The sequence below is a fragment of the Rhodoplanes roseus genome (assembly GCF_003258865.1).
GTDB lineage: Bacteria > Pseudomonadota > Alphaproteobacteria > Rhizobiales > Xanthobacteraceae > Rhodoplanes > Rhodoplanes roseus.
On record NZ_NPEX01000176.1, the window covers coordinates 1 to 12,567 of the forward strand.

Sequence of the window (12,567 nt, forward strand, 5' to 3'; positions counted from 1 at the left end):
AAGGCCCAGGAGCCCTCGCGGAACCGCTCGACCAGGCCGGCCTCGGCCAACAGCTTGAGATGACGCGAGATGCGCGGAGCGGCTGGCGCGGACTCAGCGCTGGGTCAGCCGATTCCATTGCTCGCGCACCTGCGTCATCGCGGTGTCGGTCGATTCCTTGACCACGTCCCAGTTGACGAACGGCCGGGCCGGCGGTGCGGCCGTGCTGTCGCGCAGGAAGGCCCCTCCCACGGCGACGGCGAATCCCAGGCAAAACGCAAACAAGACACGCATCGCGACGTCCTCCCTCAGGGCATTGGCGCCCTAAGGTAGAAACGCAATGTAACCGATCGAGGGCAAAGAAATTTTCCCTTGGACAGGGTGTTCCTCTGCGGCGTCTGTCCGATTATAGCTGCTCTGCGAGGCCGTCGGTTGTCGCTGGCTCCCGATGCGGGATAGTGCCGGGGCACGCTGGGCCGGTGTAGAGGAGTCAACATGGCCGTCGAGCGCACCTTTTCCATCATCAAGCCGGATGCCACCGCCCGTAATCTCACGGGCGCGATCAATGCGATGATCGAGCAGTCCGGTCTCCGTATCGTTGCCCAGAAGCGGATCCGGATCACCCGCGAGCAGGCGCAGACCTTTTACGCCGTGCACAGCCAGCGGCCGTTTTTCGGCGAGCTGGTGGACTTCATGATGTCCGGTCCGGTCGTCGTCCAGGTGCTGGAAGGTGAGAACGCCATCGCGCGCTATCGCGAGCTGATGGGCGCCACCGATCCGTCCAAGGCGGCCGAGGGCACCATCCGGAAGGCCCACGCCGCATCGATCGGCGAGAACTCCGTCCACGGGTCCGACGCGGTCGAGACGGCTGCGATCGAGATCGCCCAGTTCTTCGCGGGTAACGAGATCGTCGGCTGACGCTCCCGTCGCCCGGCCGGCCGCCAGGTCGTGCCATGGTTGTGTCCGGTTCAGGTGTTGTTGCAGGGGCGCGTGCCGGCCGAGGGGCCGGACGCCAGCGAGGCTGACCATGATCGCGGCTGACTATCTCAATCCGGCCTATTGGGGCGCCATCCTGCAGAGCGGCCTCGCCGAAATGGCGCTGCCGTCGTTCTGGGTGGCCGTCGGAAAGATCATCTGGATCAACATCCTGCTCTCGGGCGACAACGCCGTGGTGATTGCCATGGCGTGTCGCAGCCTGCCGCCCAAGCAGCGCTTCTGGGGCATGGTGCTGGGCGCCGGCGTCGCGGTGGCGCTGCGCATCCTGTTCACGGTGATCATCGCATCGCTGATGACGATGCCGTACCTCAAGATCGCCGGCGGCCTGGCGCTGTTCTACATCGCCTGCAAGCTGCTGGTGCCGGAGGACTCGCACGGCGAGATGGAGGCGGCCGACCACCTGTGGCGGGCCGTCCGCATGGTCGCCGTCGCCGACGTCGTGATGAGCCTCGACAACGTCATCGCGATCGCGGCCGCGGCGGGTGGCAGCCTGCTGCTGCTCGTCTTCGGTCTCGCCGTGAGCGTTCCGCTGATCATCGCGGGCGCCGCGCTGATCATGGGCCTGCTCGACCGCTTCCCGATCCTGATCTGGGCCGGAGCGGCGCTGCTGGGCTGGATCACGGGCGAGGTGCTGGCCACCGATCCGGCCGTCCTGCCGCTCCTCGAGGCCCGATTCGGTCCGGAAGGCGCCCACCAGGTCGAGCTCGCCATGGCGGCGCTGTTCGCCGTGCTGGTGCTGGTGGTCGGCGGGCTGTGGCGGCGCTCCAAGCAGGCCCGGGCCGCAGCCGCCCCGGTCGCCAAGCACGAGACGTGATCTCCGGCCCCGGCGCCGGCCGGGGCTTCGATTGACGATGCGACAGCGGCCCCGGACTCCGGGGCCGCTTTTTTATCTGCCGTTCTGCGTCCGTGGCGCGGATCCGGCGGTCCGCGCATTGAAAAGACAGGTCGCAGGATCAAACCATCGCGAAAAGGGTCGTCGCCCCGGCCGGTGACCCGGCCTGACCTCCGCTTCGTCCGAGGTCGATCGCGTCCGGCGGCCGGAGAAAGCAACGTACGGCCCAGAAACCACGCGAAGACTATGGGCTCGGGTTCTGTTCATTTGCGGGGCTTGGAACTTCGCGTCACAACACCATCCCGAGCCGTACGACATCCTGCAGTCGTGCGGCTCGCGGGGTGTTCTGCAGTGACGGATATGCCGGTCGGTAAGCATGTAAAGTCGACTTTACGCCCGCCCTTCGGCGCTGGCGCGAGATCGTGGCGGGACTTTGGTGCAATGCAGCAAGCCGAATGTCCTGGTAACGATCAGACTACACAGGCGTCTTTGAAGTACTTCCGCCTCACTCCACGTCGCTTTCAACTTGCGTCTGTCGCCGAACTGTCGTTATCTGATTGCGACAATCGGCTTTTGGCCCCTCCGGCCGCGCAGCGTTGAACGACGCCGACGTTTCGGATCTCACCCAAAATCCAGTTGTTACGCGGGGTGCAAGCGATGCGTCGTGGGCACCGCGCGGCCATCGCGACGTCAGACTTTGATCAGGAGACCGACGATGCAAAAAGGCACCGTCAAATGGTTCAATGCCACCAAGGGCTATGGGTTCATCCGGCCGTCGACCGGCGACAAGGACGTGTTCGTCCACATCTCGGCTGTCGAGCGGGCCGGCCTCAGCACCCTGAATGAAGGTCAGGTGATCGAGTACGAGCTCGTCACCAACCGCGGCAAGACCTCCGCGGAGAACCTCAAGGTCGCGTGAGCGACCGGCCGGCTCGTCCGGCTTGCGGGTGCGTCCCGTAGCCCCCGGCTCGCCGGGGGTTTTTTTATGACGTCGCCCTCGGCGAGGCGCGGACGCTCTGGTCCGGTGGCATGTCGCTTGCCTATTCTCTCCGTGACTGCGTAGCCCGGCCGGCTGAGCAGCGTTCCGATCGGAGACCGTCGTATGCCCCCCGTCACCCCCGTCGCCCCGTCCCGACGCACCGTCCTCGCCTCGCTCGCTGCCGCCGCAGCGCTGCCATGGACCGCGCCGATCGCCTCGGCCGCGATGGTCCCGCCCGGCTTCCCGCAGCGCTCCATGACATTGGTGGTGCCGTTCAGCGCCGGCGGCCCGGTCGACGTGCTGGGCCGGCTCCTGGCCGAGGCGTTCCAGGCCCGTTCGGGGCAGGTCGCGCTGGTGGAGAACCGCACCGGCGGCGCCGGCAATATCGGCATCGACATGGTGCGCAAGGCGCCGCCCGACGGCGGGACGCTCCTGCTGATTCCGGCCGGCAACCTGACCATCAACCCGACCCTGATGGCCAACCTGCCGTTCCACGTCGAGCAGGACTTCGCGCCCGTCACGCTGTTGGCGAGCGCACCGAACATCATCGTGGCCGCGCCGGGTCTCGGCGTGAGGACCATCGCGGAGCTGATCGCCAAGGCCAAGGCCGAGCGGATCAGCTACGGCTCGCCGGGCGTCGGCAGCCAGCTCCATCTCGCCATGGAGCTGTTCAACGACAAGGCCGGCGTCGCGCTCGCCCATGTGCCGTATCGCGGCTCGTCGCAGGCGCTCACCGACGTGATCGGCAATCACATCGGGCTGGTCGCGACGAACCTGACGGCGGCGCTGCCGGCGATCCGGGCGAACAGCATCGTTCCGCTGGCGATGACCACGGCGAGCCGCAGCCCGCTGGTCCCCGAGGTGCCGACGCTGGCCGAAGCCGGCGTCGACGGAATCGACGTGACCTCGTGGTACGGCATGCTCGCCCCCAAGGCGATCCCGGCCGAGACCCGCGACGCCATCGCCGCCGTCACGGGCGACGTGCTGCGCATGCCGGACCTCGCCGACAAGCTCGCCGCCCAGGGCCTCACCGTGACGCTCGAGGGACCGGACGTGTTCGCCGCGCGAATCCGCCGCGAGACCGCCGTGTGGGCGGAGGTCATCAAGGCGCACCGGATCGCGAGCCAGTAGGCGACGATAGGACAGCGGTGGCGATCATGCCGATCGGCATCGATCAGGTCGTGCCGGCCAGCTCCGGATAGTCCGGGAACCAGCGCGCCGCCATGCGGCCGACATAGGCGCGCAGATTCTCGCGCCGCTCCGCCGCGGTGCGCAGCGGCGTGACGAATTGCGGGCACAGCGCGCCGGCCATGAAGGCGAACACGGTGGCGTCGACGGCGGTCGGCTCCGATCCCATGAAGAACGGCTTCGCCCCGAGATAGTCCGCGACGGCGTCGATCGATCGGGTGCCGAGGCGCAGCAGCTCGTCGGGCGAATGGCGCGACAGGCCCTGGGCGTGGAGGTCGCGCCGCACGCCGCGGCGGACCATGGCGATGATCGCGGGGCGCAACGGGGCCGGCACGGTGGCGAAGAACTGGCGGGGACCACGGTCGAAGTTGTCGTCGTCGATCCAGCGGGCCTGGACGAAGGCCCAGTAGAGATGCTCCTCGATCATCTTCTCGAACGCCCAGGCGACGGCGCGCTGCTCGTCCGAAAGGGCGCTGTCGAGGGCGAGGCCGTACTTCTTCTCGAGATGCCAGCGGATGAAGGTGGAATCGGCGATCACGGCGCCGTCGTCGTCGATGTAGGGGAGCTTGCCTTTCGGCGCCTTGCGCAGGTTGCCGGGCGCGGTGCGGTAGGGCACCTGCGCCATCTTCAACAGCAGCTCGGCCTTGGTGACGAACGGGCTCGGGTCGGGAAGCCCGAAGGCGGGACCAAATCCGTACAGCGTGATCATGGGCTCCTCGACATGACTCGATCGCGGGCATCATCCGGGGCTGCATGGCAGCAGCATGACGGCGCCGGTCAGAGCCGCGGCGCGATCATCACGTCGTCCGGCGCCGTCGCTCCGGCGACCCGGCAGCGGCCGGCCGCGACCGTGATCCGGCCCTCGGCGAGCCAGCGCAGCCCCAGCGGATAGATCCGATGCTCGACCGCCAGCACCCGGGCGGCCAGAGCCTCCTCGGTGTCGTCGTCGCCGACCGGCACGGCGCCCTGCACGATGATCGGCCCGGAGTCCATCTCGGGCACCACGAGATGCACGGTGGCGCCGTGCAGCCGCACGCCCGCGGCGAGGGCCCGGGCATGGGTGTCCAGGCCCTTGAAGGCGGGCAGCAGGGCCGGGTGGACGTTGATCATCCGGCCCTCCCAGCTCGCGACGAACCACGGCGTCAGCAGCCGCATGAACCCGGCCAGGCACACGATCTCGATGTGGTGCGTGCGCAGCACGCCGTCGAGCGCCCGCTCGAAGCCCTCCCGGTCCTTGCCGAAGTCCTTGTGGTCGACGACCTTGGTCGGAATGCCGGCGGCGGCGGCGCGGTCGAGCCCGCCGGCGTCGGGCCGGTTCGACAGCACGAGCGCGATCTCGGCCGGGAAGCCAGGGTCCGCGGCCGCCTCGATCAGCGCCGCCATGTTGGATCCGCGTCCCGAGATCAGGATCGCGACCTTCGCCCGCCCGGTGGCCATCGCTCGCAGGCTCCCGGGATCAGGCATGGAGGGCGAGGCGGCCCGTATAGGTCACCCGCGGTCCGTTCTGGTCGGCTTCGGTCACGACGCCGATGCGGGCGACCGTCTCGCCGGCCCGTGTCAGCGCCGCCTCGACCGCGTCGGCCTCCTCGGGCGCCGTCACGGTCACCATGCCGACGCCGCAGTTGAAGGTGCGCAGCATTTCCAGCATCTCGACCCCGCCGGTCGCGGCGAGCCAGCGGAACACCGGGAGCACCGGCACCGCATCGAGATCGACGCGGACGCCCAATCCCTTGCCGAGGACCCGCGGAATGTTGTCCGGGAAGCCGCCGCCGGTGATGTGGGCGAAGGCCTTCACGGCGCGGGTCTCGCGCATCGCCTGGAGGCAGCCGGCCACGTAGATGCGGGTCGGCGCCAGCAGCGCCTCGCCGAGCGACAGCGCCGGCGCGAACGGGGCAGGGGCGTCCCAGTCGAGCCCCGACCGGGCGACGATCCGGCGGACCAGCGAATAGCCGTTGGAGTGGACCCCGGAGGAGGCGAGGCCGAGCAGCACGTCGCCGGCCGCCACCGGGCGCGGCAGCAGCCCGCCGCGCTCGGCCGCGCCGACCGCGAAGCCCGCGAGGTCGTAGTCGTCGCCCTGGTAGACGCCCGGCATCTCGGCCGTCTCGCCGCCGATCAGGGCGCAGCCGGCCTGCCGGCAGCCCTCGGCGATCCCTGCGACGATCACGGCGGCGCGCTCCGGATCGAGCCGGCCGCAGGCGAAATAGTCGAGGAAGAAGAGCGGCTCGGCGCCCTGGACGACGAGATCGTTGACCGACATGGCGACCAGGTCGATGCCGATCGTGGCGTGGCGGCCGGTCTCGATCGCGATCTTCACCTTGGTACCGACCCCGTCGGTCGCGGCGACCAGCACCGGATCCTTGAACCCGGCCGGCTTGAGGTCGAACACCGCGCCGAAACCGCCGATCTCGGCATCGGCGCCGGCCCGGCGGGTGGCGCGTACCAGCGGCTTGATCAGGTCGACGAGACGGTTTCCCGCGTCGATGTCGACCCCGGCGTCGGCATAGGTCAAGCCCGGTCGGGTGGTCTCGCTCATGGATACGACCTCGCAGGCCCGTTGCGTCGAAGATGCGGGGTGGTACGTGGGAATCGGGCCTAGCGCAACGATGCCGATCACAATAAGAAGCGATGGCCCGCCAGAACAATAAGCCAGGGGCTTGGCAGTGTGACGGACCGGAGGCCGGGTCCGAGTGAGCCGGGGTCGATCGTGAATCTTCCCAATATCGTGACCATCGTGCGCATCCTGCTCGTGCCCGTGCTGGTATGGGCGATCGCGGCGGGTGAGATGCGGCTGGCGTTTCTCCTGTTCGTCGCGGCCGGCGTCAGCGACGCGGTGGACGGCTTCCTGGCCAAGCGCTTCGGGATGACCACGGATTTCGGGGCGCATCTCGATCCGCTCGCCGACAAGATGCTGATCATCGCGATCTTCGTCGGGCTCGGCTGGTTCGGCAGGATCCCGCTGTGGCTGGTGATCCTCGTGGTGTCGCGCGACATCATGATCATCGGCGCCGTGACGCTGACCATGCTGCTCGGCAAGCCGATCAAGGTGCGGCCGCTGTGGATCTCGAAGCTCAACACGGTGGTGCAGATCGTGTTCGCCTCGCTGGTGCTGGCGGCGCTCGGCTTCGACTTCGACGCGCAGCCGCTCCAGGCGATCATCATGTACACGGTGGCGGCGACGACGCTCCTGTCGATCGGCTTCTACACCCTCGAATGGGTGCGCCACATGAATGCGGAAAGCGAGCCCGGCTGATGCCGAGCCGCCCCACCGATCCGGGGCAGCTCGCGCTCGGCCTCGAGCACGCCGAAAGCCTCTCGCGCGACGATTTTCTGCGCAGCCCGTCGAACGCGGCGGCGCTCGACACCATCGAGCGGTGGCCCGACTGGCCGGCGCGCGCCCTGGTGCTGGCCGGGCCGGAAGGCGCCGGCAAGACCCATCTGGCGGCGATCTGGGCCGAGCGGAGCGGCGCCCGCATCCTCCCCGCCGCGACGCTGGGCGAGGCGGCCGGCCCGCAGGCGCTGGCGACCGGTGCCCTGGTGATCGAGGACGTGCGGCCCGGGGTCGACGAGGTCGCGCTGTTTCACCTGCTCAACCTCGCCCGCGACGCCGGCAGCCATCTGCTGCTGACCACCCTGGCGCCGCCGGCTGCCTGGACCCTGCGGCTGCCCGACCTCCATTCGCGGCTGCGCGCCATGCCGGTGGTCCAGATCGCGGCGCCCGACGAGGCGCTGCTGCGCGCCGTGCTGGTGAAGCTGTTCGCCGACCGGCAGCTCGCCGTCGACGAGGCGCTGCTGACCTGGCTGGAGCGCCACATCGAGCGGTCCTTCGCGGCCGCCCGGGCCGTGGTCGTCGCGCTCGACCAGGAGGGGCTGCGGCGCAAGCGGCCGGTGACCCGGGCGCTCGCCGCCGCGCTGCTCGGACGAACCGGGGAGGACGAGCCGGACTAGCCGTGCAGCGGCGATTTCACGCGGCCGTCATGGTTCTGTCGGGGACTCGCCTTACGCAGCCGGGACCCCCATAGTCGGGGGAGACTGGGCAGGCTGCACGGCGATACCGTTTCGCCTGCTCCAGGGCGCGCGCAGGGACAGCATGGTCGACCAGCAAGACATTGATCCGACAATCGAAACAGTGGCTCCCGCCGGAATAGCTCCGGTCGCTCCCAAGCCCCCCAAGCCGAAGAAGCCGCACGACCCGACGCGCTACATCAACCGCGAGGTCTCCTGGCTTCAGTTCAACCGCCGGGTCCTCGAGGAATCGGCCAACCCGAACCATCCGCTCCTGGAGAAGGTGCGGTTCCTGTCGATCTCGGCCAACAACCTGGACGAGTTCTTCATGGTGCGGGTCGCCGGCCTGAAGGGGCAGGTGCGGGAGGGCATCGCCACCAAGAGCCCGGACGGCCTGACGCCGAGCGAGCAGCTCGGGCGCATCAACGAGAGCGTGAAGGCGCTCGGCGAGGAGCAGCAGCGGCTGTGGCGCGATCTGAAGAAGGAGCTCGCCGCCCAGAGGATCGTGTTCGTCGAGGCGAGCGAGCTCAAGAAGGCCGAGCGGCAATGGCTGGAGGACCATTTCCTCCAGCACATCTTCCCGGTGCTGACGCCGCTCGCCATCGACCCGGCGCATCCGTTCCCGTTCATCCCCAATTTCGGCTTCTCGCTGGCGCTGCAGCTCGCCCGCAGCCGCGACGGCCGCGCCATGAACGCGCTGATCCGCGTGCCGCCCAAGATCGAGCGCTTCGTCCGGCTCGCCGGCGGCGACGATGCGGGCGTCCGGCTCATCACGCTGGAGAACGTGATCGGCCTGTTCATTCCACGGCTGTTTCCCGGCTATGCCCTCAAGGGCCAGGGCTGCTTCCGGGTGCTGCGCGATTCGGAAGTCGAGATCGAGGAAGAGGCCGAGGATCTCGTCCTGCTTTACGAGACGGCGCTGAAGCGCCGCCGCCGCGGCTCGGTGATCCGGCTGGAGCTCGACGCCGCGATGCCCCCCGAGCTTCAGCGCTTCGTCCAGCGCGCGCTGGCGGTCGCCGCCGACGACGAGGTCTTTCTCATCGACGGCGTGCTGGCGCTCTCCGAGCTGTCGCAGCTCACCGCGCTCGACCGGCCGGATCTCGAATTCATCCCGTACAATCCGCGCTTTCCCGAGCGCATCCGCGACCATGCCGGCGACTGCTTCGCCGCGATCCGGCAGAAGGACCTGATCGTCCACCACCCCTACGAGACGTTCGACGTCGTCGTGCAGTTCCTGGAGCAGGCGGCGCGCGATCCGGACGTGGTCGCCATCAAGCAGACGCTCTATCGCACCTCGAAGGACAGCCCGATCGTCCGCGCCCTCGCCGAGGCGGCCGAGGCCGGCAAGTCGGTGACGGCCGTCGTCGAGCTCAAGGCGCGCTTCGACGAGGAGGCGAACATCCGCTGGGCCCGCGATCTCGAACGGGCGGGCGCCCAGGTGGTCTACGGCTTCATCGAGCTGAAGACCCACGCCAAGCTGTCGCTGGTGATCCGGCGCGAGAACGGCTCGCCGGCCTCCTATGTCCACACCGGGACCGGCAACTATCATCCGCAGACGGCGCGCATCTACACCGACCTGTCCTACTTCACGGCCGATCCGGCGGTCGCCCGCGACGTCGCGCGGGTGTTCAACTTCATCACCGGCTATGCCGAGCCCGCCGGGCTCGAGCGCCTCGCGGTGTCGCCGCTCGACCTGCGCACCCGCATGCTCGAGCATATCGGCGCCGAGACCGCCAATGCGCGGGCCGGCAAGCCGGCGGCGATCTGGATGAAGATGAACTCGCTCGTCGATCCCGGGATCATCGACGCGCTCTACGAGGCCTCGCAGGCCGGCGTGCCGGTCGATCTCGTGGTGCGCGGCATCTGCTGCCTGCGGCCCGGCGTAGCGGGCCTGTCCGACAACATCCGGGTGAAGTCGATCATCGGCCGCTTCCTGGAGCACGGGCGCATCTACTGCTTCGGCAACGGCCATGCGCTGCCGAACCCGAAGGCGCATGTCTACATCTCGTCGGCCGACATGATGCCGCGCAATCTCGACCGCCGCGTCGAGGTGCTGTGCCCGATCCTCAATCCGACCGTTCACGAGCAGGTGCTCGATCAGATCATGATCGCCAACCTCAAGGACAACGAGCAGAGCTGGACGCTCTTGCCGGACGGCAGCTCGACGCGTATCAAGGCCGCCTCCGGCGAAGAGCCCTTCAACGCGCACAAGTACTTCATGACGAATCCCAGTCTGTCCGGCCGCGGAAAGTCCGTGAAGGACTCCTCGCCCCGCAGCTTCACCCGACGGGGAGACCGTGCCTAAGCGCAGCGGGCCGAAAGCTCCATCCGCCCAGGGCAGGCTCGATCGCGGGCCGCCCGTGGCCGTCATCGACATCGGCTCCAACTCGGTGCGCCTCGTGGTCTACGAGGGGCTCACCCGCAGCCCGACGCCGATCTTCAACGAGAAGGTCCTGGCCGGTCTCGGCCGCGAGGTGCTGTCGACGGGCCTGCTCGCCGCCGACGCGGTCGAGCGCGCCTATCAGTCGCTGCAGCGGTTCCGCATGCTGTGCGAGACCATGGGCGTGAAGCGCTTGTGGGTGATCGCTACGGCCGCCTGCCGCGACGCCAAGAACGGACCCGAGTTCATCCGCCAGGCGGAGACGATTTGCGGCGCCAAGATCGACGTGCTGTCCGGCAAGCGCGAAGCGACTTATTCGGCGCTCGGCGTCGTGTCGGGAATCTACAAGCCCGACGGGATCGTCGGCGACCTCGGCGGCGGCTCGCTCGAGCTGGTCGACGTGCGCGGCACCCGGCTGAAGGGCGGCACGACGCTGCCGCTCGGCGGGCTGGCGCTGCAGGACCTCTCGGCCCGCTCGCTCAAGAAGGCCGAGAAGATCGTCGACCAGGCGCTGCGCGACGTGCGTTTCCTGAAGGCCGGCACGGGCCGGTCCTTCTATGCGGTCGGCGGGACGTGGCGCGCGCTCACCCGGCTGCACATGCGCCAGACCGGCTATCCGCTGCACGTGATGCAGAACTACGTGATCCCGGCCCGCGATGCGCTGGAGTTCGCACGCCTGGTGCGCCGCGTGAACGCCGACACGCTGTCGCAGATCGAGTCGGTCAACGAGTTCCGCCGGCCGCTGCTGTCCTATGCGGCGATCGTGCTGGAGCACATCATCCGCTACGCCAAGCCGCGCCTGATCGTGGTGTCGGCCGCCGGGGTGCGCGAAGGGCTCCTCTATTCGGCGCTGGCCGAGCGCGAGCGCAAGCGCGATCCGCTGATCGAAGCGGCCATGGAGCTCAACGTCCTGCGCTCCCGCTCGCCGGCGCACGGGCTCGAGCTGATCGCCTGGACGGACCGCTTCATGGCCTCGACCGGCATCGACGAGACCGTCGACGAGAAGCGGCTGCGCCACGCCGCCTGCCTGCTCGGCGACATCGGCTGGCGCGCCCATCCGGACTATCGCGGCGAGCAGTCGCTCAACGTGATCTCGCACGCCAACTTCCTCGGCGTCGACCATCCGGGCCGTGCCTATCTGGCGCTCGCCGTCTACTTCCGCCATGTCGGCCTGTTCGATGGCGAGCTGTCGCCCGGTGTGCGCGAGCTGGTGACGGCGCGGATGATCGACCGGGCGCGGGTGCTCGGTGGCGCCATGCGGGTGGCCTATCTGATCTCCGCCGCCATGCCGGGCATCCTGCCCTCGACTCCCATGGTGGTGCGTCGCGGGCAGCTTCAGCTTCTGCTCGGGCCGGGCCATGCGGAGCTCGGCGGCGAGCGCGTCGGCAATCGCCTGCGCCAGCTCGCCCGCCTGATCGGCCGCGAGCCCCTGGTCGTCGCCGGCTGAGCGTCGGGCACCGCGGTCGCCCCGTCGCAAACCGTACACACCTTGGAAATGGTCAAAATCATCGCGTTTGAAACGCGATGATCCATAAGCTAGTGCACTGGGATCGGCTCTCGATGACGTCGGCTGGCCGGCCGTCGCGGTCCGGTGTGCCGTGGCAGGTAGATGAGACAGGCGATGACGCCGCCGACCGCCGATCTCGCACTCGTCTTCGCGGCGGAGCGCAGCCGCCTCGAGCGGCTGATCCGCCGCATCATCGGCGACGCGCATGCCGCCGAGGATCTCGTCCAGGAAGCCTTCCTGAAGGTCTCGCGCGCCGCCGCCGCCACCGTGGTCGACGATCAGCGCGGCTATCTGGTGCAGACGGCGCGCAACCTGGCGCTCGATCATCGCCGCCGGCTCGCCGCGATGCGTCCGGCCGAGGACAGCGACGCGGCCTTCCGCGGGCTGGCCGACGCCGCGCCGACGCCCGAGACCGTGGTCGCCGACCGCCAGGCGCTCGCCGCCGCCATGACGGCGCTCGGACGGCTGCCGCCGCGCACGCGGCGCGCCTTCGAGATGCACCGGCTGGACGGCCGCACCATGGCGGACATCGCGGCTGAGCTCGGCGTGTCGGTGTCGCTCGTGTGCAAGCTCGTCCACGAGGCCTACACGGCGGTGCGCGACGAGCTTCTCCGGGCCGGCCTGCTGCCGGGCCGGCCTGAAAAATCGCCGGACTGAAACGTCCTTGCTGGTGTAAGTCGGAGCGTCGTGGGGACGACGCGCGG

The 12,567-nt window shown here is 69.1% G+C and carries 13 protein-coding genes; 9 read left to right on the forward strand and 4 right to left on the reverse strand.

The window, feature by feature from the left end; translation table 11 throughout:
* Positions 1-93: 93 nt before the first annotated feature.
* The gene (locus CH341_RS21020) at positions 94-273 is read right to left on the reverse strand and encodes a hypothetical protein (RefSeq protein WP_111420938.1); all 180 of its coding nucleotides are present in this window, start codon (positions 271-273) and stop codon (positions 94-96) included.
* Between the two features lie 201 nt (positions 274-474).
* Between CH341_RS21020 and ndk the strand changes: the two genes are divergently transcribed.
* The 4 genes from ndk to CH341_RS21040 all read left to right on the forward strand — a co-directional run bounded on the left by ndk (position 475) and on the right by CH341_RS21040 (position 3,917).
* Positions 475-897, forward strand: a complete 423-nt coding sequence (gene ndk / locus CH341_RS21025) for a nucleoside-diphosphate kinase (protein WP_111420939.1) — start codon at positions 475-477, stop codon at positions 895-897.
* Between the two features lie 109 nt (positions 898-1,006).
* The gene (locus CH341_RS21030) at positions 1,007-1,789 is read left to right on the forward strand and encodes a TerC family protein (RefSeq protein WP_111420940.1); all 783 of its coding nucleotides are present in this window, start codon (positions 1,007-1,009) and stop codon (positions 1,787-1,789) included.
* A gap of 733 nt (positions 1,790-2,522) precedes the next feature.
* Positions 2,523-2,726, forward strand: a complete 204-nt coding sequence (locus CH341_RS21035) for a cold-shock protein (RefSeq protein WP_111420941.1) — start codon at positions 2,523-2,525, stop codon at positions 2,724-2,726.
* Positions 2,727-2,909: 183 nt separating this feature from the next.
* Positions 2,910-3,917, forward strand: coding sequence for a Bug family tripartite tricarboxylate transporter substrate binding protein (locus tag CH341_RS21040; RefSeq protein ID WP_111420942.1), 1,008 nt, complete (start codon positions 2,910-2,912; stop codon positions 3,915-3,917).
* Positions 3,918-3,960: 43 nt separating this feature from the next.
* Here CH341_RS21040 and CH341_RS21045 read toward each other — a convergent pair whose 3' ends face one another.
* The 3 genes from CH341_RS21045 to purM form a co-directional block, all read right to left on the reverse strand.
* A complete protein-coding gene (locus tag CH341_RS21045) occupies positions 3,961-4,683 on the reverse strand; it encodes a glutathione S-transferase family protein (RefSeq protein WP_111420943.1) in 723 nt (240 codons plus the stop codon).
* A 68-nt stretch (positions 4,684-4,751) separates the two neighbouring features.
* A complete protein-coding gene (purN, locus tag CH341_RS21050; protein WP_111420944.1) occupies positions 4,752-5,411 on the reverse strand; it encodes a phosphoribosylglycinamide formyltransferase in 660 nt (219 codons plus the stop codon).
* Between the two features lie 19 nt (positions 5,412-5,430).
* The gene (gene purM / locus CH341_RS21055; RefSeq protein WP_111420945.1) at positions 5,431-6,507 is read right to left on the reverse strand and encodes a phosphoribosylformylglycinamidine cyclo-ligase; all 1,077 of its coding nucleotides are present in this window, start codon (positions 6,505-6,507) and stop codon (positions 5,431-5,433) included.
* A gap of 171 nt (positions 6,508-6,678) precedes the next feature.
* On the opposite strand from purM, the gene CH341_RS21060 reads away from it, so the two are divergent.
* The 5 genes from CH341_RS21060 to CH341_RS21080 all read left to right on the forward strand — a co-directional run bounded on the left by CH341_RS21060 (position 6,679) and on the right by CH341_RS21080 (position 12,520).
* Positions 6,679-7,224, forward strand: coding sequence for a CDP-alcohol phosphatidyltransferase family protein (locus CH341_RS21060; protein WP_111420946.1), 546 nt, complete (start codon positions 6,679-6,681; stop codon positions 7,222-7,224).
* Entirely contained in the window at positions 7,224-7,919 is a 696-nt protein-coding gene (locus CH341_RS21065; RefSeq protein ID WP_111420947.1) for a P-loop NTPase family protein, read from the forward strand. Before CH341_RS21060 ends, CH341_RS21065 begins: the two co-directional genes overlap by 1 nt.
* A gap of 142 nt (positions 7,920-8,061) precedes the next feature.
* Positions 8,062-10,281 (forward strand): RNA degradosome polyphosphate kinase, encoded by a 2,220-nt coding sequence (locus CH341_RS21070; RefSeq protein WP_111420948.1) that lies wholly within the window; start codon positions 8,062-8,064, stop codon positions 10,279-10,281.
* A gap of 55 nt (positions 10,282-10,336) precedes the next feature.
* Positions 10,337-11,803: an exopolyphosphatase gene (ppx, locus tag CH341_RS21075; protein WP_111420949.1), complete on the forward strand. Its 1,467-nt coding sequence runs from the start codon at positions 10,337-10,339 to the stop codon at positions 11,801-11,803.
* Between the two features lie 174 nt (positions 11,804-11,977).
* Entirely contained in the window at positions 11,978-12,520 is a 543-nt protein-coding gene (locus CH341_RS21080; protein ID WP_170149742.1) for a sigma-70 family RNA polymerase sigma factor, read from the forward strand.
* Positions 12,521-12,567: the final 47 nt, after the last annotated feature.